The sequence below is a fragment of the Hippea alviniae EP5-r genome (assembly GCF_000420385.1).
Taxonomy (GTDB): domain Bacteria; phylum Campylobacterota_A; class Desulfurellia; order Desulfurellales; family Hippeaceae; genus Hippea; species Hippea alviniae.
Map to the genome: position 1 here is coordinate 288,793 of NZ_ATUV01000002.1, position 23,334 is coordinate 312,126.

The 23,334-nt window shown below is 38.6% G+C and carries 25 protein-coding genes; 14 read left to right on the forward strand and 11 right to left on the reverse strand.

From position 1 onward, the window contains the following. Window positions 1-142 precede the first annotated feature (142 nt). Genes G415_RS10320 through G415_RS10865 form a run of 6 tightly spaced genes read left to right on the forward strand, consistent with a single transcriptional unit; the run spans window position 143 to window position 5,506 of the window. Entirely contained in the window at window positions 143-1,102 is a 960-nt protein-coding gene (locus G415_RS10320; protein WP_022671200.1) for a 3'-5' exoribonuclease YhaM family protein, read from the forward strand. Continuing rightward, complete coding sequence (gene tmk / locus G415_RS0108220) at window positions 1,071-1,688, forward strand: dTMP kinase (protein WP_022671201.1); 618 nt, start codon at window positions 1,071-1,073, stop codon at window positions 1,686-1,688. Before G415_RS10320 ends, tmk begins: the two co-directional genes overlap by 32 nt. Further along, on the forward strand, window positions 1,652-2,263 hold the full coding sequence (locus G415_RS10860; protein WP_081639364.1) for a DNA polymerase III subunit delta': 612 nt from the start codon (window positions 1,652-1,654) through the stop codon (window positions 2,261-2,263). The genes tmk and G415_RS10860 overlap by 37 nt, the downstream gene beginning before the upstream one ends. After that, window positions 2,244-3,083, forward strand: coding sequence for a PSP1 domain-containing protein (locus G415_RS0108230; protein WP_022671203.1), 840 nt, complete (start codon window positions 2,244-2,246; stop codon window positions 3,081-3,083). Before G415_RS10860 ends, G415_RS0108230 begins: the two co-directional genes overlap by 20 nt. Next, a complete protein-coding gene (gene metG / locus G415_RS0108235; RefSeq protein WP_022671204.1) occupies window positions 3,080-4,942 on the forward strand; it encodes a methionine--tRNA ligase in 1,863 nt (620 codons plus the stop codon). Before G415_RS0108230 ends, metG begins: the two co-directional genes overlap by 4 nt. 21 nt (window positions 4,943-4,963) lie before the next feature. Next, a complete protein-coding gene (locus tag G415_RS10865) occupies window positions 4,964-5,506 on the forward strand; it encodes a hypothetical protein (RefSeq protein WP_022671205.1) in 543 nt (180 codons plus the stop codon). Window positions 5,507-5,535: 29 nt separating this feature from the next. Here the strand turns inward: G415_RS10865 and G415_RS0108245 are convergent, their stop codons facing one another. The 5 genes from G415_RS0108245 to G415_RS0108265 are packed head-to-tail and all read right to left on the reverse strand — an operon-like array spanning window position 5,536 to window position 10,019. Beyond that, window positions 5,536-6,258 carry an ABC transporter ATP-binding protein gene (locus G415_RS0108245; protein WP_022671206.1) on the reverse strand — a complete coding sequence of 241 codons (723 nt, stop codon included), beginning with the start codon at window positions 6,256-6,258 and terminating at the stop codon, window positions 5,536-5,538. Beyond that, entirely contained in the window at window positions 6,255-7,022 is a 768-nt protein-coding gene (locus G415_RS0108250) for an ABC transporter ATP-binding protein (protein WP_022671207.1), read from the reverse strand. Before G415_RS0108250 ends, G415_RS0108245 begins: the two co-directional genes overlap by 4 nt. A gap of 1 nt (window position 7,023) precedes the next feature. After that, window positions 7,024-7,971: a branched-chain amino acid ABC transporter permease gene (locus G415_RS0108255; protein ID WP_022671208.1), complete on the reverse strand. Its 948-nt coding sequence runs from the start codon at window positions 7,969-7,971 to the stop codon at window positions 7,024-7,026. Then, window positions 7,971-8,870 carry a branched-chain amino acid ABC transporter permease gene (locus G415_RS0108260; RefSeq protein ID WP_022671209.1) on the reverse strand — a complete coding sequence of 300 codons (900 nt, stop codon included), beginning with the start codon at window positions 8,868-8,870 and terminating at the stop codon, window positions 7,971-7,973. Before G415_RS0108260 ends, G415_RS0108255 begins: the two co-directional genes overlap by 1 nt. Before the next feature lie 12 nt (window positions 8,871-8,882). Continuing rightward, window positions 8,883-10,019, reverse strand: coding sequence for a branched-chain amino acid ABC transporter substrate-binding protein (locus G415_RS0108265; protein WP_022671210.1), 1,137 nt, complete (start codon window positions 10,017-10,019; stop codon window positions 8,883-8,885). Between the two features lie 365 nt (window positions 10,020-10,384). On the opposite strand from G415_RS0108265, the gene G415_RS0108270 reads away from it, so the two are divergent. Genes G415_RS0108270 through G415_RS0108285 form a run of 5 tightly spaced genes read left to right on the forward strand, consistent with a single transcriptional unit; the run spans window position 10,385 to window position 13,210 of the window. After that, window positions 10,385-11,566, forward strand: a complete 1,182-nt coding sequence (locus tag G415_RS0108270; protein WP_022671211.1) for an aminotransferase class I/II-fold pyridoxal phosphate-dependent enzyme — start codon at window positions 10,385-10,387, stop codon at window positions 11,564-11,566. Next, window positions 11,563-12,669 (forward strand): GNAT family N-acetyltransferase, encoded by a 1,107-nt coding sequence (locus tag G415_RS0108275; RefSeq protein ID WP_022671212.1) that lies wholly within the window; start codon window positions 11,563-11,565, stop codon window positions 12,667-12,669. Before G415_RS0108270 ends, G415_RS0108275 begins: the two co-directional genes overlap by 4 nt. Before the next feature lie 25 nt (window positions 12,670-12,694). After that, window positions 12,695-12,808: a DUF4160 domain-containing protein gene (locus G415_RS11435; RefSeq protein WP_202897986.1), complete on the forward strand. Its 114-nt coding sequence runs from the start codon at window positions 12,695-12,697 to the stop codon at window positions 12,806-12,808. After that, complete coding sequence (locus G415_RS11375; RefSeq protein ID WP_202897987.1) at window positions 12,786-12,923, forward strand: DUF4160 domain-containing protein; 138 nt, start codon at window positions 12,786-12,788, stop codon at window positions 12,921-12,923. The genes G415_RS11435 and G415_RS11375 overlap by 23 nt, the downstream gene beginning before the upstream one ends. Before the next feature lie 17 nt (window positions 12,924-12,940). Next, window positions 12,941-13,210, forward strand: coding sequence for a DUF2442 domain-containing protein (locus G415_RS0108285; RefSeq protein WP_022671213.1), 270 nt, complete (start codon window positions 12,941-12,943; stop codon window positions 13,208-13,210). 32 nt (window positions 13,211-13,242) lie between these two features. Here G415_RS0108285 and G415_RS0108290 read toward each other — a convergent pair whose 3' ends face one another. The 6 genes from G415_RS0108290 to G415_RS0108315 form a co-directional block, all read right to left on the reverse strand. Beyond that, window positions 13,243-14,133, reverse strand: coding sequence for a proline dehydrogenase family protein (locus tag G415_RS0108290; protein WP_022671214.1), 891 nt, complete (start codon window positions 14,131-14,133; stop codon window positions 13,243-13,245). Window position 14,134: 1 nt separating this feature from the next. Then, window positions 14,135-15,769, reverse strand: a complete 1,635-nt coding sequence (gene pruA, locus G415_RS0108295; RefSeq protein WP_022671215.1) for an L-glutamate gamma-semialdehyde dehydrogenase — start codon at window positions 15,767-15,769, stop codon at window positions 14,135-14,137. Window positions 15,770-15,894: 125 nt separating this feature from the next. Continuing rightward, window positions 15,895-16,479, reverse strand: a complete 585-nt coding sequence (locus G415_RS0108300; protein WP_022671216.1) for a hypothetical protein — start codon at window positions 16,477-16,479, stop codon at window positions 15,895-15,897. Continuing rightward, window positions 16,461-17,375 (reverse strand): DNA polymerase III subunit delta, encoded by a 915-nt coding sequence (locus tag G415_RS0108305; RefSeq protein ID WP_022671218.1) that lies wholly within the window; start codon window positions 17,373-17,375, stop codon window positions 16,461-16,463. Before G415_RS0108305 ends, G415_RS0108300 begins: the two co-directional genes overlap by 19 nt. Next, window positions 17,344-18,987: a CTP synthase gene (locus G415_RS0108310; protein WP_022671219.1), complete on the reverse strand. Its 1,644-nt coding sequence runs from the start codon at window positions 18,985-18,987 to the stop codon at window positions 17,344-17,346. The genes G415_RS0108305 and G415_RS0108310 overlap by 32 nt, the downstream gene beginning before the upstream one ends. Before the next feature lie 95 nt (window positions 18,988-19,082). Next, entirely contained in the window at window positions 19,083-19,577 is a 495-nt protein-coding gene (locus G415_RS0108315; RefSeq protein ID WP_022671220.1) for a ferritin-like domain-containing protein, read from the reverse strand. Window positions 19,578-19,757: 180 nt separating this feature from the next. Here G415_RS0108315 and rpsO point away from each other — a divergent pair, with 180 nt between their 5' ends. Genes rpsO through G415_RS0108330 form a run of 3 tightly spaced genes read left to right on the forward strand, consistent with a single transcriptional unit; the run spans window position 19,758 to window position 23,325 of the window. Beyond that, on the forward strand, window positions 19,758-20,024 hold the full coding sequence (rpsO, locus tag G415_RS0108320) for a 30S ribosomal protein S15 (protein ID WP_022671221.1): 267 nt from the start codon (window positions 19,758-19,760) through the stop codon (window positions 20,022-20,024). A gap of 3 nt (window positions 20,025-20,027) precedes the next feature. Next, a complete protein-coding gene (pnp, locus tag G415_RS0108325) occupies window positions 20,028-22,154 on the forward strand; it encodes a polyribonucleotide nucleotidyltransferase (protein ID WP_022671223.1) in 2,127 nt (708 codons plus the stop codon). After that, the gene (locus G415_RS0108330) at window positions 22,132-23,325 is read left to right on the forward strand and encodes a M16 family metallopeptidase (RefSeq protein ID WP_022671224.1); all 1,194 of its coding nucleotides are present in this window, start codon (window positions 22,132-22,134) and stop codon (window positions 23,323-23,325) included. The genes pnp and G415_RS0108330 overlap by 23 nt, the downstream gene beginning before the upstream one ends. Window positions 23,326-23,334: the final 9 nt, after the last annotated feature.

The window sequence follows — 23,334 nt, forward strand, 5'->3', positions numbered from 1 at the left end:
TCTCCATCTTTGTTATCTGTTTCTGCACTCAAAACCACACATTATCAAACATAACTATACAAAAAAAACGATTTTTAGCAAGAAGTTTCTTGAAAAGGAAGGATGTTTTATATATCTTTTAGCGTGCAGGGAGGTAGCAAAAATGTATGATTGCATCGAAGCTATAAAACAGAAAAGGCTAAAGAAGATAAACGGTGAGACTTTCTTGGTTTCTGAGAAGCATATCTTAAAGGCTCGAAATGGTGATGAGTATGTTGGGTTGAAGCTTAAAGACAGAAGCGGAATTATCGATGCTAAAATTTGGAACAATCTGCTGCATCTGAAGGATAAATTTGAAGCTGGCGATTTTGTGAAGATTACGGGTGAGAGCAACTATTACAACGATAACTGGCAGGTGATTATAAAGGATTTGGAAAGGGTTGAAGAAGAAGATGTGGATAAGAAGGCGTTTTTACCATCGACACAGAAGGATATAAGCAAGCTGCAGAGCGAACTTTTGGGCCTTATAGATTCTGTAAAGCATCCAGGATTAAAAAAATTGCTTGAAGAGATATTTACAGATGAAGAGTTCTTTGAGCGTTTCAGTCATGCACCAGCTGCAAAGACGATGCATCATGCCTATGTTGGCGGTTTGATTGAGCACACTGTATCGGTTGGAAAGCTTGCAAGTCAGGTTGCTTTAGCCTATAAGGATATAGACAGGGATTTGCTTGTAAGTTGTGCACTCCTGCACGACATAGGAAAGGTGTATGAGCTTGACCCTATGACATTTAATTACACAACGGAAGGCAGATTGATAGGCCACATTGTTATAGGCTATACGATTGTTCACGACAAGATAAAAGCTTTAGGGCTTTTGAATCGAGAAAAAGAGATGTTGCTTTTGCACTGCATTTTGGCTCATCATGGAGAGTATGAGTATGGTTCTCCTAAGAAACCAAAAACAAAAGAAGCTGTGCTCATGAATATGATAGATATGCTGGATTCAAGGATGCAGCCGGTGGTTGATGCAAAGGTTGATGAGAGTAGCGGATGGAGTGATTTGATAAAAATCATAGGAAAGGCGATATATGCACCAAAGAAGTCAAAAGAGCTCCTTTAGATACATAGCATTTGAAGGTATCGATGGTTCTGGTAAGACAACTCAGGCTAAGCTGTTTGTGGAGTTTTTAAAAAGGGAAGGTAAGAGTGTCTTTTTTGTTAGGGAGCCTTACAACGAGAAGTTGAGAAATATTCTGCTTAACGAGAACTTCAACGACAAAGCCAAACTGTTTATGTTTTTGGCAGACAGAAGTGAGCTTGCAGATTTGATTTTTGAAAAGTTAAAAGAGAGTATTGTTGTAAGTGATAGAAGTTTTTTCTCAACACTTGCGTATCAAGGATATGGCGACAAGATGGATGTTGAGTTTCTCTTTGAGTTGAACATGTTTGCTTTGGAAGGCTTAAAGCCGGATGTTGTTTTTTGCATTGATATACCGGTTGAGATTATGCATAAGCGTATCAAAAGCAGGGATTTTATCGAGTCAAAGGGTGATGATTTTTTTAGAAGGGTTAGGGATGGTTATTTAGGGCTTGGAAAATTTTGTGAAAATTACTTTATCGTTGATGGTTCGAGAAGTGAAAATATGGTTTTTGAAGAGATTGTGGGTATATGGAAGGGTTTGATAGGTTCTCAAGCTTTATCTTGAAAGATGCAACGATAGATGATGCCATAGGTTTTGCCAAAGAGCTTGGTGTTGAAGATAAAAATATTGTCTCTTTTGATAAGCTAAAGATAGACGATGTAAGAGAGATTAAAAATAGATGCGAAGTGTTGCATGATAAGAAGATTGCGTTTGTATTTGGTGATATTGGTTTTGATGCGCAGAATGCACTGCTTAAGTTGACCGAAGAGCCGCCAGAGAATACATTTTTTATCTTTTATAAGCCAGAAAACCTGCTTGATACGATATACTCTCGCTGTCAGGTTGTCTCAATAAAGAGAGAAAAGGATTTTGTTGATGATGAACTAAAGAGTGTGATTGAAGGAGACGATGAAGGCTTGCTTAAGTATCTGCTTTCCTGTGAGTCGTTTTCAAAGGAAGAGATGCTTGTCCTTTTGAAAAAGCTCCTTTTTTATTTTTCAGAGAAGAAGGATGCAAAAGGTGTTGGAAGGATTGTTGAGTTTTTAAAAACATATAGAGAGTTTAATCTAAACAAGAGATTGTTGCTTATCAACATATATCTCACACTGCGGGGTGGACATGAAAATAGCTATTGTTGAGTTTATGAGAGTTGGACAGCTCTATCCTTATACATTTGAAGAAGAGTTAAAACCGGGTGATAGGGTTGTTGCAGAGTATGAGCGTGGCGTTGCGTTGGGCAAGGTTGTTAAGGTTTATGAAGCAGAGTATATCGAAGATGATATAAAGCCAATAATAAGAAAAGCGACAGAAGAAGATTTTCAGATATACGAAGAGAACAAGAAGCTATCCGAAGAGGCGTTCAAGATTTGCAAAAAAGAGATAGAGAACTTCAATCTCAATATGAAGCTTGTAAAAGTTGAATACATGATGGATAGAAAGAAGATAGTGTTCTATTTCACTTCACCTACTCGGGTTGATTTTAGAGCTTTGGTTAAAAAGCTTGCGTCCATATTTAAAACGAGAATAGAGATGCGTCAGATTGGCGTAAGAGATGAAGCCAGAATGCTTGGCGGACTTGGTCTGTGTGGCGATGAGCTCTGCTGTGCCCGTTTTTTAAGGACATTCAATCCTGTTTCTATGAAAATGACAAAGCAGCAGAATTTAAACATAAATGTTAAGAAGATTTCCGGAGCTTGTGGCAGGTTGATGTGCTGTTTGTGGTATGAACATGAGATGTATGAAGAGTTCTTAAAGATAGCACCGCCGATGGACTCATTGGCTAAAGCAGGTGATGTGGAAGGCAGGGTTGTTTACATAAATCCTATCAAGAAAACTGTTATTTTAAGAACGCAGGAAGGTTTGATGGTTGAAGTTGGTGCTTTTGATGTTGAAGTGCTTGAAGCACCAGAGATTACAGAAGAGAACAATAATGAAGAGATGGAAGGAGAAGAGATATGAAAAAATACTACATAACAACACCGATTTACTATGTTAACGATGTGCCGCATATTGGACACTCATATACAACTTTGGCCGCTGATACGCTTGCAAGATACAGGAGATTGCTCGGAGATGATGTTTTCTTTTTGACAGGCACAGATGAGCATGGACAGAAGATTCAGAAGGCTGCAAAGCAGATTGGCTTACAACCAAAACAGCTTGCCGATAAAGTCGTTGAGAATTTTAAAAAGCTGTGGGAGAGACTGGATATAACCAATGATTTCTTTGTAAGAACAACCGATGATTATCACGAAAAGTGCGTTCAGGAAGCGTTTGAATACATTTACAAAAAGGGTGATATATACAAGGGTGAGTATGAAGGCTGGTATTGTATTCCATGTGAGAGCTATTACTCAGAGATTGAGATAGGAGAAGACAAAACCTGTCCCGTCTGCGGAAGAAAACTTGACCTTGTAAAGGAAGAGAGCTATTTCTTTAGGCTTTCTGCTTATCAGGATAAACTGCTTGATTTTTATGAGAAAAACCCAAATTTTGTTATTCCACAGACTCGCTATAACGAGATAAAGAGCTTTGTTAAGATGGGATTAAAGGATTTAAGCATCACAAGAACATCGTTCGATTGGGGTGTTCCTGTTCCATTTGACGATAAGCATGTCATATATGTCTGGTTTGATGCGCTGTTGAATTATGTCAGTGCGATAGGTTGCAGAAAGGGTGATTTTGATAGTATATGGCCTGCTGATGTTCACTTTGTTGGTAAGGATATTTTGAGATTCCATGCAGTATATTGGCCTGCCTTCTTGATGGCTTTGGATCTGCCACTGCCCAAGCATGTTGTCGCACACGGTTGGTGGACTGTTGATGGTAAAAAGATGAGTAAATCTTTGGGTAATGTTGTTGACCCAAACGAGATGATAGAGAAGTATCCAAGAGACGCTTACAGATACTTTCTTTTAAGAAATGTACCGTTTGGTTTAGATGGCGACTTCTCTGAAAGGGAATTGATCGAAAGGATAAACTCTGACCTTGTAAACGATTTTGGCAATCTTCTAAACAGAAGCTTGACAATGATGGAGAAGTATTCAGCCGGCAGAGTGAAAAGGCCGCAGGCGGTATCTGATGAGACATTGAGAAACCTTGCATCTGAAACCTTTGAAAAGGTCAAAAAACATCTTGATGTGTTTAGGTTTGATGAAGCGTTAATAGACATATTCGATTTTATAAAGTCTGCAAACAAGTATATAACCGTAAAAGAGCCGTGGACTCTTAAAAAGCAGGGCAAGGAAGATGAGCTTGGCGAAGTTTTGTATATGCTCTATGCGTCGCTTAAGTTTATAGCGGGTATTATAAGACCGTTTTTGCCAGATGCTGCGGCTAAGATGAGCCAGATGTTGGGTATAAAGGGTGATGAGAAGATTGATTACTATTTAGATTTTTATAATGTTGACGAAGCAGAGGTTAAAAGAAGCGGTGTTCTGTTTAAAAGGATAGATCAGAAAGAGAAAGAAGAGAAAAAGGAAGAGAAAGAGAAGAGAATTTCGATAGATGAGTTTTTCAATGTTCAGCTTAAGGTTGCAAAGGTACTGGAAGCTGAAGCTGTTGAAAAATCTAAAAAATTGCTTAAACTTAAAATAGATATAGGTGAAGAGAAACCAAGAACATTGGTTGCGGGTTTGAAGGAGTTTTATAAACCCGAAGAGTTGGTTGGCAGATATATTATTGTGGTAGCTAATTTAAAACCGGCAAAGCTAATGGGTATTGAGTCAAACGGTATGCTGCTTGCAGCTAAGGATGGCAAGAATTTAGCTCTGCTTACCGTTGAAAAGCCCGTTAAACCGGGGGCTTCGATTAGCTAATAACGAAAGGGGGTAGCGGCAATGAACATATCTCCATCTGCCGCTAATCCTATTTTGCATTATAAATTAGATCCAGGCGAGTGGGGCTCTTCTGCTCCAGCAACTGCAGGAACATCCATAATGCGTGTAGCAACGCATGAGTCTGCCAATATTCAGCGTTTTGAGAAGGAAGCCTTAAAGAAGGGTTGCTATGTTGTTGCAAAGGACCTTTACCTGAATCTTCAGCAGGACGGTATGTATCTTGCAGCGACAAGTGGCAGGTCAGAAGTGCTTACATACTGCCCAAAGAAAGCAAAGGAAGAGCAGGTAAAGGGTAATCTTGGCAGCATGTTGAACAGTAAGCTCAATCAGTATCAAAGAGAGCAGCTCAACTTAGACTTAATGGTTAAGCAGGCAAAAAGCGAAACAGAAAAATCGCTCTATGAGAATAAGCTTAAACAGATAGAAGATAGAAAGTTAAGGCTTCAGCAGGAAAAATTAAAGCTTTATACTGAAGTTACGCTGCTTTTAGCTCAAAATCTTCCTGTAAATCCTGATATGATAAATGTTAATCTGTTGGTTTGATTTAAAGAAAGGGAGCTAAAAGCTCCCTTTTAATTCTCTTTCTTCTTGCCAAGATAGGCTTCTTGAATCTTTGGTGAGTTCATCAACTCTTCGGATGTGCCTTCCATGACGATTTTGCCAACTTCTAAGACATAGGCTCTATCTGCGAGCTTTAAAGCCGCCTTTGCATTCTGCTCAACAAGGAGAATCGTAACGCCGTTTTGTTTTATCTGTTTTATTGTTTCGAATATGGCTTTAACAAGCACAGGTGCTAATCCCAAGCTTGGCTCATCCAAAAGTAGCATCTCAGGTTCTGCCATCAAAGCCCTTCCGATTGCGAGCATCTGCTGTTCACCACCGGATAGTGTTCCGGCAAGCTGTGTTTTTCTCTCCTTTAATCGTGGAAACAGCTCATAAATCCACTCTAAGGTTGCTGTGTTGGGCTTTGGTTTTGTGTATGCTCCAAGCAGGAGGTTCTCTTCGACTGTCAATGTGCCAAAAACCCTTCTTCCTTCGGGGGATTGGCTTATTCCAAGTCCAACAATCTTATGTGCAGGAAGGCTTGTAAGCTCAATGTTTTTGTATCTTATGCTGCCGGATTTTGCCTTTATAAGGCCGCTTATGGTTCTTAGTGTTGTTGTTTTTCCTGCACCATTTGCACCTAAGATTGTGATTAACTCTCCCTTATTGACATGGAAGGATATACCCTTTACGGCTTCAATGCTTCCGTATGAGACGACAAGGTCTTCAACGATTAGTAATTTTTCGCTCATTCTTCTTCCTCTTTACCTAAGTAGGCTTCGATAACTTTTGGATTGTTTTGTATCTCTTCGGGTTTGCCTTCTGCTATTTTCTTACCAAAGTTGAGAACGCTAATGTATTCTGTGATGCTCATAACAAGGTCCATGTTGTGCTCGATCAGAAGGATAGTGACACCCATGTCTCTAATTTTTTTAATCGTCCCAACAAGCTCGAGTCTCTCTTTGTCGTTTAGTCCTGCTGCAGGCTCATCCAGTATCAAAAGCTCTGGTTCTGTCGCCAATGCCCTTGCCATCTCTATCTTTCTCTGAATACCGTAAGGTTGGCTGCCTGCTGGCATTTTGGCAAGGTGGGTAAGTCCGAATAGATCCATATACTCTTTTACCTTTAGCCAGTTCTCCTTTTCGTCCTTATAGTAGAAAGGTGTATGGATTATGCCATGCCACCACTTCTGTCTGCTTCTGAAGTGTCTTCCAGACATGATGTTTTCTGCAACACTCATATCACCAAAGAGCCTTATTGTCTGGAAGGTTCTTACTATTCCCATATTGGCTATTCTGTGCGGCGACAGACCCGTAATGTCTTTGCCGTTGAATATGATTTTGCCCTTTTCTGGTTTGTAAACGCCTGTTATACAGTTGAACACAGTGGTTTTTCCCGCTCCGTTTGGCCCTATTATGCCGTAAATCATTCCTTTGTCTATAGAGAGACTCAGCGAGTCAACAGCAACAAGACCACCAAATATCTTCGTTATCTGTTGTAATTCTAATAGTGCCATCTTACTGTTCCTTGGTTAAGAAATTTGGGATTCTTCCGAATTTTACAGGCCAGATGCCCTTAGGTCTAAATATCATAATAAGTATCATTGCGATACCGAATACAAGGTATCGTGCTTCTGCGAACTGTCTGAATATCTCAGGAACAACAAACATAAAGAAAGTTCCGAGAAGAACGCCTGGAATTGAAGATGGTCCACCCACTAAAACTATGGTAAAGAATAAGACTGATTGGATGAAGTTAAATGCATCTGGGCTAACCGCTGAGAATTGAAGTGTAAATACAACACCTGCCAATCCTGCAATTGCCGCACTTAGAGCAAATGAGTAGAGTCTGTAAAACTTTGTATTGATACCTATGCATTCGCTTGCCAAAGAGTCAAGATTTAAGTAATGTAAAGCCCTTCCCGGTTTACTCGTCTCAAGGTTATGGATGATAATTAGGGTAAGTATCAATATAAATAAGGCAAGAAAGTATACTGAGTTTTGGGAAGCAAATGTGAAACCAAATATTTTTAACGGTTCTACACCGAATATACCATTTGGACCACCTGTTACGCCAAACACATTATTTTTTAAAGCTTGGGTAAAAACTATGTTGAAACCTATTGTCGTGACAAGCAGATAATCGCCGCGCAAGTGAATTATAGGTGCAGCCAAAAGAACACTCGCTATAGTTGGCAGTATTATAGCTATAGGAATTGTAGCTAAAATAGGCCATCCAAATTGCATATTCAAGATAGCAGTTGCATAAGCTCCAAGTCCAAAGAATATGGCATGACCCATATCAAACATGCCTGCCCTACCTAAGACTATGTCTTGACTTAAAGCAACTGTTGAATATATAAGAAAAGTTGTCATTACAGAGACCCAGTTGGAGTTTAAACCAAAAGGTAAAGCTGCAAGAATAAGAAGAAAAATTCCGTAGGAAAGCGTTTTTTTTGTATCCATCATACTTTCTCCGCCACTCTCTCTCCGAGGATTCCTGTAGGCCTAATAATCATTATCACTATCAGAAGGACATATGTTAAAGCCATAGCCCAACTACTGGATAGATATCCTGCTATAAGGGCGTTGAATATTCCGAGCAACATACCACCCAGCATTGCACCGGGTATATTTCCGATTCCACCAATTATTGCGGCAACGAATGCATTAAGGCCGTAAATCCATCCCATATTGAATGTAATGCCACGGTAATACATGCCTATAAAAAGACCACCAACAGCACCTAAAGCTGAACCTATGATGAATGTTGTGACTATAACGCGGTTTACATCAATGCCCATCAACCTTGCTGCATCTTGGTCTATAGCACAGGCTCTCATAGCTGTACCAAGCTTGGTTTTGTTAACAAAGAAGTAGAGTCCAATCATTAGGACAAAAGAGATTACTAAAACCAGTATTTGCATTAAACTTATGTAGACACCGTGTAAATCATAATTTACATTTGGAACAATACTAGCGGGATATATTCTTGGCATTGGTCCCCAGATAAGCATTATGCCATTTTCTATAACAAGAGATGCACCCAACGCAGAAACAACAGCACTTAATCGTGGTGCTTTTCTTAAAGGTCTATATGCAGTTCTTTCAAGTATTACACCTGCTATAGCTATAATAACCATAGTTGCAAGAAATGTAATAATGATTAAAGCAGCAGGAGACAAAGCTCCTGCTAATTGCATCATTATTACAAGTCCTATGTAAGCACTTAGGGCAACAAGGTCTCCGTGTGCAAAGTTGATGAGCTTAAGTACGCCGTAGACCATTGTATAACCTAATGCCACAAGGGCGTAAATGCTTCCGATTGTTAAACCGTTTACAAGCTGCTGAAGGAAGATTTCCATAAGCTATTCCTCTTACTTCTCTTTGTAAACGATGTGGTATTTTAAATCTGGACCTATCTGGTAAGCCATGTATGCACTTCCGATTCTTTCGCCATTTGGTGCAAAACTTATAGGACCTGTTATACCTGGGAAGTCTTTGAGTTCATAGTGTAAATAGTGAGCGATTTTCTTTGTGTCGAGTGATTTTGTCTGTTGGATTGCATAAAGTATTACTCTTAATCCGTCAACGTTGAAGAGAGTCCAAATGCTTGCTGGATTCTCATGATATGTTTCTCTGTAAGCTTTTAAGAACTCTTTTGCTGCAGGATATGGGAGCATGTTTGGAAGTGGAACGTTGATTAAGTATGCACCAACAGCAGCCTTGCCGGCAAGCTTTAAGAACTCTGGGTTGTCATTGGAGTCACCGCCTACGAAATCTGCCTTGATTCCAAGTTGAACCATCTGAGCCCTTATAAGACCACCGTCTGTATAATAACCACCGAAGTAGATTACATCAGGATGATAGGATTTAATCTTGGTTAAAATAGGTGTAAAGTTCTGAGAACCGGAAACGATCTTACCCTGGTATACGATATTCCCACCAAGTTTCTTGATATCTTTTGCTACTGCATTTGTAAGGTTAACAGAGAATGTAGAGTAATCGGAAATTAAAGCGATTCTTTTATAGTGCTGTTTTTTTAAGAAAAATTCAGCTGTGAATTTTGCTTCTGCGGAGTTAGGAGAAGAGTTTCTGAAGAATGTCCAGTATCCGTGTTTTACGAGTGTGTCGCTCGTTCCGTCAGATGTCTGAAGAACACCAGCTCTGTAATAGATTGGCTCTGCGGCTTCTGCGCATGTGGAAGTGTAGGAACCTATAACTGCAATTACGCCAGCATCAACGAGCTTTCTTGCACAGATAGCGGCTTTAACTGCTTTTCCTTCGTCGTCACATGTAATGACTTCGAGTTTTTTTCCCAAAATGCCACCTTTTGCGTTAACCTGTTTAACGATTAATCTTACAGCTTTGTCGATGGACTGACCTTCACTTGCAAACTTACCTGTGATAGGAGCCTGAACACCGATTTTGATGACGCCTTCTGCCATCGCAGAAAAGCCAAAAAGAACCGTAACCAAAAGCGCCACCAGTGCAACCAAACCCTTGCGCTTCATACAGCACCTCCTTAAAAAATTAATTGCTCGTAAAGTTTCAACAACCCTTCTGTAATTATAGGCATTTTTTAAATTAAATCAAATAAAATTTTTCATATATTGAAATGCTGTTTTAAATAGGTTAAAGTCTGTTTAACTTAGGAATTCTCGCCGTTATACTCTGTTGAAAAATACACTCTTTCCTGTTTTTGTGTTTGAATTATAAGCAAGTGTCGGTTCATTTGTTCTTTAAATTGAACAAAAGATAAAGGTAAATTTGTTAGTAAAGTTAGATTTTAGTTAAGATTCTGCTTATTTTTACACTGCTTGACAAAAAAACGATTTTTTTATAGAAGTGTAAATCATTTACTAAGGGAGTGGGCAGAATGGATTTATTTGAGAAATGTTATAATTTTAGGGAAGCAGAAGAGATAAGAAAGATAGGTCTGTATCCCTATTTTCAGCCTATATCTTCAGAGCAGGATACAGAAGTTATCATAAACGGCAAAAGGATATTAATGCTTGGTTCCAATAGCTATCTTGGTTTGACGGTTCATCCGAAAGTCAAAGAAGCCGCAATTAAGGCTATAGAAAAATACGGAACAGGTTGTGCAGGTTCAAGGTTTTTAAATGGAACATTAGATATACACGAAGAGTTAGAAGAGAGACTTGCAGCTTTTGTTAACAAAGAAGATGCACTGCTGTTTAGTACGGGCTTTCAAGCAAACTTGGGTGCTATAGCTGGGCTTGTTGGTAAGGGCGAGTATGTAATCTTGGATAAGTCAGACCATGCAAGTATCGTCGATGGTTCAAGGTTGTCTTTTGGAACGGTTAAAAGATTTTTACACAACGACATGGAGTCGCTTGAAAAGGTTTTAGCATCAATTGAATTTGAAGCGGGTAAACTCATTGTTGTAGATGGTGTTTACAGTATGGATGGTGATATCGCCAATCTACCCGAAATGGTAAAACTTAAAAAGAAATACAATGCTCGATTGATGGTTGATGACGCTCATGCTTTTGGTGTTATTGGTAAGAATGGTCGTGGAACGGCTAATCATTTTGGTTTGGAAGATGAAGTTGACATCATAATGGGCACATTCAGTAAATCATTTGCTTCGCTTGGTGGTTTTATAGCATCCGATAAAGAAGTTATAGATTACCTAAGGCATTTTGCAAGAAGTGTTATTTTTTCTGCAAGCATAACGCCTGCTTCGACTGCTGCGGTTTTGGCTGCTTTAGATATTATGGAGAACGAGCCTGAGCTTATAGATAAGCTATGGGCAAACACAGAGAGAATGAGAAAAGGTGTTGTTGAAATGGGATATGACATTGGAACAAGTTGCACGCCAATAATTCCCTTGATTGTTGGAGATAACGAAACGGTTTTGAAGATGAGAAGAATGTTGTTTGATGAAGGTTTGTTTGTAAATCCCGTTTTGTCGCCTGCTGTTCCGCCAAATCGTGCTTTGATAAGATTGAGTCTTATGGCGACGCACACATTTGAACAGATAGATTTTGCCCTGGATAAGCTTTATAAGGTTGGCAAAGCATTGAAGGTCATATGATAAAGATTGAAAAAACTGATAATATCGATAAGTTTGTTAGGTTTCCTTTTTCGCTTTATGAAGACGATCTACTCTATGTGCCAAATCTGATAGAAGAAGATAAAAAACTGCTGGATGATAAAAAAAATCCGTTTTATAGGTATTCTAAAAGGGCTCTCTTTCTTGCATATAAAGATGGTTCTTTAGCTGGTAGAATAGCAGCCATCGTAAACCCAAGACATAATGAAATTCACAGGGATAAGGTTGGTTTCTTTGGTTTTTTTGAGAGTATAAATAATAAAGAAGTTGCTTTTGCTTTATTTGAAGCTGCTGAAAAGTTTCTAAAAGATAACAGCCTTAAAGAGATAAGGGGCCCTATAAGTCCTTCGATGAACGATATGAGCGGTTTGCTGATAAAGGGATTCTTTTCTGAACCTGTCTTTATGATGCCTTACAACAAGGCTTACTATATCGATTTGATTGAGTCTTACGGGTTTAAAAAGATAAAGGATCTATATGCATTTTATTTGACAACAGCGAATAAGCCAAAAGAGAAACTAATAAAGCTTGCCGATTATGTTCAGAAGAAGTTTAAAATAGAGTTAAGGAATTTTTCGAAGAAGAACTTTGAAGAAGATGTAAAGATTATACACGAATTGTATTGCAAAGCATGGGAGAATAACTGGGGCTTTGTGCCGCCAACCTATGAAGAGTTTAGATGGGGCATAGAAGATTTCAAAACTATGGTTCCAGAAGAGCTTGTTATAATAGCTTCAAGAGACGGTGAACCGTGTGGTTTTTCTGCAATAGTGCCAGATTTCAACCAGGCTTTAAAATACGCCAAGGGCAAGATAACACCGTTTAATGCGTTGAAAGTGCTTTATAGATTCAAAAAGATAGATAATTACAGGTTGATTACACTTGGTGTATTGCCAGAGTGCAGAAAAATGGGTGTTGATTTGTTGCTTTATATAAAGAGTTTTGAAGTTGTTGAAAGAAGAAAAGGTAAAGGTGGTGAGCTGTCCTGGACACTTGAAGACAACGATGCCATAAACAAACCCATCCTAAAAATGGGTGCAGAACATTACAAAACTTACAGGATTTATCAGAAGGAGATAGATTAGTTTTGCCCACTGTATCAATGTTTTAATGTATTGTGCACCTTCTGAGCATGAACCCCCACATATTCATGCATATTATCAATATAAAGTTGCTATTAAAATAGAAGACGGGGAAGTTATTGCTGAAAAATTTACCAGCTAAACAACTTAAGCTTGTTCAAGCTTGGATAGAGATACATAAGGATGAACTTTTTGCTGATTGGACTCTATCTCAAAAAAAAGGAGAATTACCATTCAAGATAGAACCTTTGAGATGATTTAAGGGGTAATTAAGATGCATATCGAAGTGAAGAGTGTAAAGGTTCTGGATAATTATATATTAAAAATAAGGTTTGAAAATAACGAAGAGAAAATATTTGATTTGGAACCGTATCTTGGTTTGGGTAAATTTTCAGAGCTTAGGGATTTGGATCTTTTTAGAAGGGTTAGAGTTGTTTTTGACACAATAGAGTGGCCCAATGGTGTGGATTTTGATCCAGAGTTTCTATATGAGCACTCTGTAAAAGAGAAGAGTTCTTCGGATAAAGTTGGTGGAATTGCTTGAAAAAATAGGGTGGCAAAAGCCACCCTGAACTGTTATTTTAGATAGCCTTCTAAAGCAGACCTTACAATGTTTGGGTTCTCTTTGAGTCTTCTGATTGAGTAAGGCAGCCAATCTCTTCCAAATGGAACATAAACCCTTAATCTGTGGCCGTTATCCAAAATAATATTTCTTAACTCTTCGTCAACTCCGAGCAACATCTGGAATTCGTACTCATCTCTTTTCAATCCGTATTCTCTGATTAGTCTCTCTGCATGGAATACTAAGTATTCGTCGTGCGTAGCTATTCCTACATAAGCCTTCTTCTTAAAAAGCGTCTCAAGACAATATATAAAGTTGTCTCTTACGATATCTTTCTCTTTATATGCTATTTTCCTTGGTTCGTCGTAAATACCTTTGCATAGTCTGAAATTTAGTCTTCCATCTGACAATTTCTCTATGTCGTTTATTGTTCTTCTCATGTATGCTTGAAGTACGGTTCCTATATTAAACTCATCCCTGTAATTTCTATAAATCTCGAGTGTATCGTCTGTGCATGTTGAATCTTCCATATCAATCCTGACAAATATTCCAAGTTCAGTTGCTCTTTTAAATATCTTTTCTATATTGTCAAGACATAGACTTTTTGAAAGTTTTAAACCCATTTGAGTTAATTTTAGCGATAAGTTAGCGTCTAATTTGTGGCTGTCTATAGCTTCCAAAACCTTTATGGCTAAGTTTCTGAAGTGTATTGTTTCTTCGGCATTAGAAACAAACTCACCCAAGACATCAATAGTTGTCATCGCACCTTGAGCGTTGAGTTGTTTTGTTACCCTTATTGCATCTTCGAGTTCAGGGCCTGCTATGTATCTTTTAGCAAAAACAGCCACCGCCTGCGGTGGCACTTTATCTATTACAAGACTTACGCTTTTGTTGAAAAGCGACATTTTACTCCTCCGCCATGAATGGATATTCAAAACTTTCTGGTGCTATGAAGTTTTCTTTAATTGCCCTTGGTGTTACCCATCTTAAAAGATTTAGATGACTTCCTGCTTTGTCGTTTGTTCCACTGCCTCTTGTTCCGCCAAATGGCTGCTGGCCAACGACTGCACCTGTTGGTTTGTCGTTTATGTAGAAGTTTCCTGCACTGCCTTCAAGTATATCTATAGCTACTCTTGTTGCATCTCTGTCTTCTGAGAAGATTGCACCAGTCAATCCGTATGGGCTTGTCTGGTCGCACAGATGTAGTGTTTCAATATATTTATCATCATCGTAAGGATAAATCGTTACGACCGGGCCAAATATCTCTTCTTCCATTGTTTTGAAGTGTGGGTTTTCTGTTAAGATGACTGTTGGCTCAACAAACCAACCCTTAGAGTTGTCGTATCCACCGCCTTTTACAATCTCAGCATCGCTTGCATTTTTTGCATAGTCTATGTAGCTTGTAACTTTTTTAAAGGCTTTTTCGTCGATTAGGGCGTTCATAAAGTTTGTGAAATCTTCTGGTGAACCCATCTTTATCTTGTCAATCTCTTTGAATAAGTCATCCTTTATTTCGCTCCACATAGATTTTGGTATATAGACCCTTGAGACAGCAGAGCACTTCTGTCCCTGATATTCGTATGCTCCTCTTACTATAGCTGTAATTAATTTTCTTCTGTTTGCTGACTTATGAACAAATATGTAATCTTTTCCACCCGTTTCACCGACGATTCTGGGATATGCTTTGTATTTGTGAATGTTTTCTGCCATCATTTGCCACATCTTGTTAAATGTTGGCACGCTTCCTGTAAAGTGGATGCCTGCAAAGTGTTCAGATGCAAATACGAAATGACCAATTTCTCTTCCAATTGCAGGTATAAAGTTAATTACACCGTCTGGCAGACCAGCTTCCTGCAAGATTTTCATGAAAATATATGGTGCATAAACAGAACTTTCTGCTGGTTTCCATAAGACAACATTACCCATCATTGCCGGTGCTGTTGGCAGATTTCCTGCAATTGATACGAAGTTGAAAGGTGGAACAGCAAAGATGAATCCTTCCAAAGGTCTATACTGCATTATGTTCCATGTGCCTTTTGGTGAATATAAAGGCTGCTCTTCGTAAATTTTCTGCATATAGAACAGGTTAAACCTTAGAAAGTCTATAAGCTCACAAGCTGAGTCTATCTCTGCCTGGAATACATTTTTGCTTAAAGAGAGCATGGTTGCAGCATTTATCAGATATCTGTATTTTGTGCTTAAAAGCTCTGCAGCCTTCAAGAATATGGCAGCTCTGTCAATCCAATCATACTCTCTCCACTTTTTAGCTGCCTGCATTGCTGCATCTATTGCCATGTTTATCTCTTTTTCTCCTGCCATGTGATAGACGCCGAGAACCGATTTTGTGTCGTGCGGCTCAACGATTTTTGCTACATTACCTGTTTTTATCTCTTCTCCGCCGATTATCAAAGGAATCTCAATCTCTTGGGATTTTATCTCTTTGATGGCTTCTTTTAATTTTTCTCTCTCTTCCGTTCCTGGTGCATAGGAATAAACCGGCTCATTTGTTGGGATTGGGATTCTTGCTATGGTGTTGCGCATAGGACACCTCCTAAAATTATTTTATTTCAAAACACTTTCACTATAATGAACATAAACCAATTTTAAAAATAAATCAAGTATTTTAATAAGAATTTTGCAAAAGTGGGCTGTTCTATTTTTAGAAATTAAACCAGAGCAAATGTATAGGAGAGCATAAACATGTCGTTTTCCGTAAGTTCAAGTGTGTTTGTTAAAGAGATGTTTAGTAGGTTGTTTGTTGGCTCTGCCTTTAGGTTTGCTTCTTCTTTGAATATGCAACCTAAGTATATATCCTGTTTCTCATTTACAAGAAGAAAATCCTTTGCCTGTTGCTCTATGCTCTCTTTTAATTCAAACCTATCCTTTGAAATCATCATGTAATCCATCCAGTTGTTGAACTTCAGCTCAAACCCAAAATCTATGCTCATAGGTTTTAGGGTTATGAAGTATATATCAACAACGAGAGATTTTTCCCTTATGTTGAAAACCTTTTTGATTTGGCCATTTTCAAAATCCCTTTCAAAGATGGCAGAAGAAGATGTGCTGCTTGCAAACGGCTCTTCTGTCTCTATGCTAAGTTTGTCTTCAAATGAAGCCGTGCTTATTAGGGTTATGCCTTTGTTTTTTACCTGCCAGCTTAGAATTTTTCCTGTATTGTCGATGTTTATAATAAAATCTGTGTTTTTTAAAGAGAAATAGCTCTCTTTTTCTTCTACTTCTGGATACTCCATAGGCTCAACCTTGTCTTTATCAAGATATCCATGTTCTTCTCCGATGAGCTTTTTGATATTTTATCTAACTCATACAGCTCTTCAAGTATTTTCTCTATCTTATTTTTCCCTATTGTCTCACATATTTTTCTGTATCTATCAAAGCTTGCCCTGTTGAAAGTCTCTGAAAATGTATCTCTGTTCATTATGCATGATGAGTAGGCTTTTATTAACTCTCCGCTGAATAGGTGAATAAACAATGGTGGCGGGAATTGAGATAGTAGGCTGTCTAAATTTTCAGCCATCTTGTCAAGTCTGTTTTTTGCTATTGTCTCTATAAAAAACCTGAAGTCTGGTTTTAAGGTTATAGTTAAGCACTTTTCGACATCTTCCTTTGTTATAACTGTTTTGTTTAGGGTGAAAAGTAAGAGCATAGACAGTGCGTTGTTCATGTATGTTGTGTTTTTTGTGCTTATGAAAAGGTTTAATAATCTGTTTACGGCTTCTTTGTCTATCTGTTTTTTCTGTTTTCTTACTGTTTTTACGATGAAATCTTCTATCTCTTTTTCTGTTGGCGGCTCAAATGTTATGACATTGTCAAACTTTTTACACTTAATCAAATCGATGATTACAACATTGCTTTTGGGCTTTGGTAGGTTTATTTTCTCTATCTCGAACAAGGGTTTGCAGTAAAATAGCTTTTTCTCTTTTTCGAACAAACCTTCTGATAAAAGCTTTGTTTTTAAATCTTCAAGCTCATCTTCGTTTTCTATAAAGAGTTTTTTTAGTTTTAGTCTGCGTTTGTCGGCTATTCTTTTTGCATATATCTCTTTTAGAAAGTAATCTTCGCCGCAGAAGATATAGAAGTTTTCTATTTGATTCTTTTCAATTTTCTGCTTTAGCTCTTTTTGATTCATAGCTCTTTTCAACAAAGCTCTTTATAACAGGGTGCGGGTTTAGTGGCCTTGATTTAAACTCTGGATGGAATTGAACACCGATAAAGAATGGGTGCTCCTTTATCTCTATTATCTCAACAAACTCCTTGTCCGGACTTTCGCCGCTTATGACAAGCCCGTGTTTTTTGAAAAGCTCTTTGTAATCGTTATTGAATTCGTATCTATGTCTGTGTCTTTCGGATATCTTCTTTTTGTTGTAAATTTTGTGTGCAAGTGTTGATGGTGCTATTATGCATGGGTATGCTCCAAGACGCATTGTGCCACCTTTGTCTGTGTTTTCGTCTCTTTCTATAATTTGGCCGTCTTTTTCCCATCTCTTTGCAAGGTGTATAACCTTATGCTCTGCATTTTTATCAAACTCTTCTGAATGAGCATTTTTTAATCCTACGACATGTCTTGCAAACTCGACAGCGGCTGCTTGCATTCCAAGACAGATACCTAAGAAGGGTATTTTGTTCTCTCGAGCATACTGAATGGCCTTTATTTTGCCTTCTATACCTCTTAATCCAAAACCGCCAGGCACTAAAATACCGTCAACATCGCCAAGCAGTTTATCGGGTTCTGTTTCTTCTAACTCTTCTGCTTCTATCCATTTTAAGTTTACCTTTATGTTCATTGATGCTCCAGAGTGAATAAAAGCTTCTATGAGACTTTTGTATGACTCTTTCAATCCTACATATTTGCCGACAAATGCTATTGAGACAGAGTCTTTTGGTTTCTTTATTGATTCAACCATCTCCTGCCATTGGCTTAAATCCTGCTCTTTTTTTGGTTCTAAACCCAATTTTTTAAGCACAAGTTCATCGAGCTTCTCTTTTTTAAATCTGAGTGGAATCTCATAAACAGTATCAACATCAACGGCGTTGATTACGGCTTCCTTCTCCACATTACAGAACATTGCAATCTTTTCTTTTGCTTCGTTTGTTAGCCTTTTTTCGCTTCTGCATACGATTATGTCTGGTGAAATTCCTATGGATTGAAGCTCTTTTACGCTATGTTGAGTTGGTTTTGTTTTGAGCTCGCCAGCAACCTTTATGTATGGGACAAGTGTCAGGTGAATGTAAAGGCAGTTATCCTTTCCGACATCATATCTCATCTGCCTTATTGCTTCCAAAAAAGGCAAACCTTCAATATCTCCGATTGTTCCACCAATTTCAACGATTAAAACATCTTTGTCTTTGCCTGCTTCCTTTATGCGCTTTTTTATCTCATCTGTTATGTGCGGGATAACCTGAACGGTTTTGCCTAAGTAATCGCCTTTTCTCTCTTTTGTTATAACGGTGTAATACACCTGTCCGGTGGTGAAGTTGTTTTTTCTGCTTAATGTTAGACCTGTGAATCTCTCATAATGTCCCAAGTCTAAGTCTGTCTCTGCACCATCATCAAGCACATAGACTTCTCCGTGTTGATACGGGTTCATTGTGCCTGGGTCAACATTTATGTATGGGTCTATTTTGACAAGTGAAATCTTTAAGCCGTAAGACATAAGAAGTAAGCCCAACGATGCACTTGTTATGCCTTTTCCGAGCGATGAAACAACGCCACCCGTTATAAAGATGTATTTTTTTGCCATAAAACACCCCTTCACTCTTTTTCTAACAGACCAGTATAAGTAAAAGGGTTATTTTGAGCAAGAAAAATTAAGCAAGCAGGGTTAAACCCTGCCTGTTATTTGGATGTTAGAATCTGGAAGTCTTCCATTAAGGATTGCAAGTCTTCTTCATGTTCAACTTCATCTTCAAGAATCTGGAGTGCAAGATTGTAAGTGATTGGGTCTTTCATGTGGGTTATCTCAAGCAGACTCTTGTAAACGCTGATTGCACACTGTTCACCCTTTATGTTCTGTCTTAAAATCTCTTCAACCACAGGGTTTGAAGGTGCATCATAACCGCAGTTTGTGAAATCATACCACTTTTTTGGCTCTAAAATAGGTGTTCCACCAAGCTGTATAATCCTGTTTGCTACCATATCTGCATGACGCAACTCATCGTTTGCATGCTCTGTTAGTTCAGTTATAACAGCATCTTTCATAGGTCCTTTAACCAGTTTTGCACCAAGCCAATACTGATAATATGCAAGCCACTCATCAGCATATGCTTTGTTTAAAAGATTAATGACTTCGTTAACATCCATTCCTACAATTTCAATACCTTTGCTACCCATAGAGCACCTCCTTAATTTGTCTGGATTTATTTCATCTTTGAGTATAAACGCTTTTTTGTGTAAAGGCAAGTTTTGGAAAGGTTTTTGTTTCTTCTGTTTATTTTATAAAACACCTTTACAAATAAAGGCTTTTTGTATAATATAAACGCTGGAAAATTTTTTGGGAAGAAGGAGTGAAGTATGCTTACTAAGGAAGAGAAGCAAGAAATCATCAAAAAGTTTGGGAAGAATGAGAACGATACAGGTTCTGCTGCTGTTCAGATTGCCCTTTTGACAGCAAGAATTAAATATCTGACAGAGCATTTTAAAACCCACAAGAAGGATTTTCACTCAAGAAGGGGACTTCTCAAACTCGTCGGAAGAAGAAGAAAACTTCTTAAGTATTTAAGGAATTACAATTTCGAAGAGTATAAGAAGGTAGTAACAGAACTTGGCTTGAAGGGTTAATCTATGGTTTTCGTTCAGAAGACTATAAACGGTAAACCTTTCAAGATAGAGACGGGTTGGTATGCAAAGCAGGCTGACGGTGCCTGTGTTGTAAGACTTGGCGACACGATGGTGCTTGCCACTGCTGTCTCTTCAAAAGAGCCACCAAAGGAGTTTTTGGACTTTTTGCCTTTGACGGTTAATTATCAGGAGAGATTCTATGCTGCGGGTAAGATTCCGGGTGGTTTTGTAAAGAGAGAAGGTAAGCCAACCAATCACGAGACGCTTGTGTCTCGTTTGATAGATAGATCCATAAGGCCTTTATTTCCCAAAGACTATAAACAAGAGATTCAGGTTATCGTTACAACTATAAGTGCAGATGGAGAGAACGACCCAGCTGTTTTGGGTATAACGGCAGCATCGTGTGCTTTATGCTTGAGTGATATACCGTTTTTTGGCCCTGTTGCTGGCGTTAGGGTAAGTAAGATAAACGGTAGACTTGATGTGTTCTCTTCAATGAAAGAGCTGGATGAGTCGAAGCTCAATCTGATACTTGCAGGCACAAAAGAAGCCATAAACATGATAGAAGCGGGTGCTGTAGAGTTAAGCGAAGATGAGATGGTTGAAGCTATAATGTTTGGAAAAGAGCACTTAAATGCCCTGCTTGAAGCTCAAGAAGAGATTATCTCAAAGGCTGCAAAACCAAAGAGAGAATATGTGCCGATAGATGTTTCTGAAAATATAGTGAATAAGATAGAAGAGCTGGCTTCTGATGAGCTTACGGAAGCTGTTAACATAAAGGAGAAAAAGAAGAGAAACTCAACGATAGAAGCGATTTTCAACAAGGTTAAAGAGAAGATAGTTGATGAGTTTGAAGACGAAGAGTATATAGAAGAGAAGACGGCGGCTGCATTTGAAGATGTTGTTAAAAATATAGTAAGAGCCAAGATAATAAATACAGGTGTAAGGATAGATGGCAGACAGCTTGATGAGATAAGACCTATCACCTGTGAAGTGGGTGTTCTGCCGAGAGCCCATGGTTCTGCTGTATTTACGCGGGGTGAGACTCAGGCACTTGTTGCAACCACTCTTGGTTCAAGGGAAGATGCCCAGATTATAGATGATGTCTCAGAAGAGGGATACGAAAGATTTATGCTGCATTACAACTTCTTACCATTCTCAACGGGTGAAGTAAGAAGATTAGGTCCGCCGGGCAGAAGAGAGATAGGGCATGGCAATCTTGCAAAAAGGGCTGTTGAGCCGATGTTGCCAACCGAAGAGGAGTTTCCTTATGCTATAAGAGTGGTCTCTGACATACTTGAGTCAAATGGCTCAAGCTCAATGGCAACGGTTTGCGGTGCAACACTCTCTTTGATGGATGCTGGTGTACCTATAAAGAAACCGGTAAGCGGCGTTGCAATGGGCCTTATAAAGTATGAAGGTGGTTATGCAATTTTGACTGATATACTGGGTGATGAAGACCATTACGGCGATATGGACTTCAAGGTTGCAGGCACGAAAGATGGTATAACAGCTCTTCAGATGGATATAAAGATAACGGGTGTTGATGCAAACCTTCTCAAAGAAGCGCTTGAAAGGGCAAGAAAAGCAAGACTGTTTATACTTGACAAGATGCTTGCCGTTTTGCCTTCACCAAGGCCGTCAATCTCCAAATATGCACCACAGATTAGAAGCTTAACTATAAATCCAGAGAAGATAAAGGATTTGATAGGGCCTGGTGGAAAGACGATTAAATCGATTATAGATAAGACGAATGTTAAAATAGATATCAATCCAGACGGTAAAATAAATGTGTTTGGAACACTTGAGTCAGACCTTGATGGTGCTGTTGAGCTTATTAGGGAAGTTACAGCAAGCCTAAAAGAAGGCGATGTGATAGAAGGCGTTGTAACGCGTATAGAGAAGTATGGAGCATTTGTAAAGATTTTACCCAACAAGGAAGGTTTACTGCACATCTCCCAGATTTCAAACGACAGGATAACCAACATAGCCGATGTTTTGCACATAGGCGATAAGGTAAAAGTCAAGGTTATGAACATCGATGAGTTCGGTAGAGTGGCTTTAAGCAGAAAAGTCCTTCTTAACAACACTTCAACAAGTCCATCCAATGAAGATAAAAAGGATAGCTAAGGATACAAAGAGCGTTTCCGTGGGTATCTTTGTGCCCACAGGAAGCGCCTTTGAAACAGAAGAAGAGCAGGGTTTAGCCCATTTTATTGAACATATGCTCTTTAAGGGCACAAAAAATAGAACATACAAAGAGATAGCCGCAGATATAGACAAGATTGGCGGCGTTATAAATGCCTTCACTTCGGCTGAATATACAGGCTTTTACATAAAGGTTTTGAGAGATTATTTAGAAGAAGGCTTTGATGTGTTGGCTGATCTGATAAAGAATTCACTTATTGATGAGAAGGAGCTTGAAAAAGAGAAGGGTGTAATTATTGAAGAGATAAACATGGTTGAAGACAATCCAGATGAAGCCGTTTACGAAGCGTTTACAAAAAACGCTATTGAAGGCAGTTATGGAAAGCCGATTCTTGGCAGCAAAGAGAAGGTCTCTTCATATACAAGGGACGATTTGCTCAATTTCTTGGGCAAGTTTTACAATCCGGATAAGATTATTGTCTCTGCTGTAGGTGGTGGTGTTGAAGGGTTTGATTTTAACTTAGAAGGTGATTTTTTCTTTGATGAGTATAGACAAGATTATTCATTTGAGCCCACTTTTAAATTTAAGCCGGGTATAGATGTTATTAGACGGGATATATTTCAGACGAATGTGGTTATGGGATGCGAGCTGTTTGATGTGTATGATGAGAGAAAATATGCAGCTTACATATTGAACGATAGCTTTGGCGGGATGATGAGCTCTCGTCTGTTTCAATCTATAAGGGAAGATAAGTCGCTCTGCTATAGTATTTACTCATCCATAAGGCTTTATAAAAAAGGCGGGATGTTTGTTGTCTCTGCTGCAACATCAAACGAAAAGGCTCAAAAGCTTTTAGATGCTGTGAAGAGTGAGCTTTTGAAGTTAAAAAAGCAAGGTTTAACAAAACAAGAGCTTGAAGATGCAAAAACGCATTCGCTCGGCTCTTATGCATTGGGACTTGAATCTAACTATTCTGTAATGGTCAAGCAGGCTGTTGATACGATACTGTATGGCGATTACATTGATGAGAAGATTATTATGGACAAGATTAAGTCTGTTAACATGGACGATATCAATGAGATTATTGAACTTATAGATTTAGATAGGTTTCATATAACATGTCTTGGAAATATTGACTCCATAGATTGGTAAAGGAGCAGA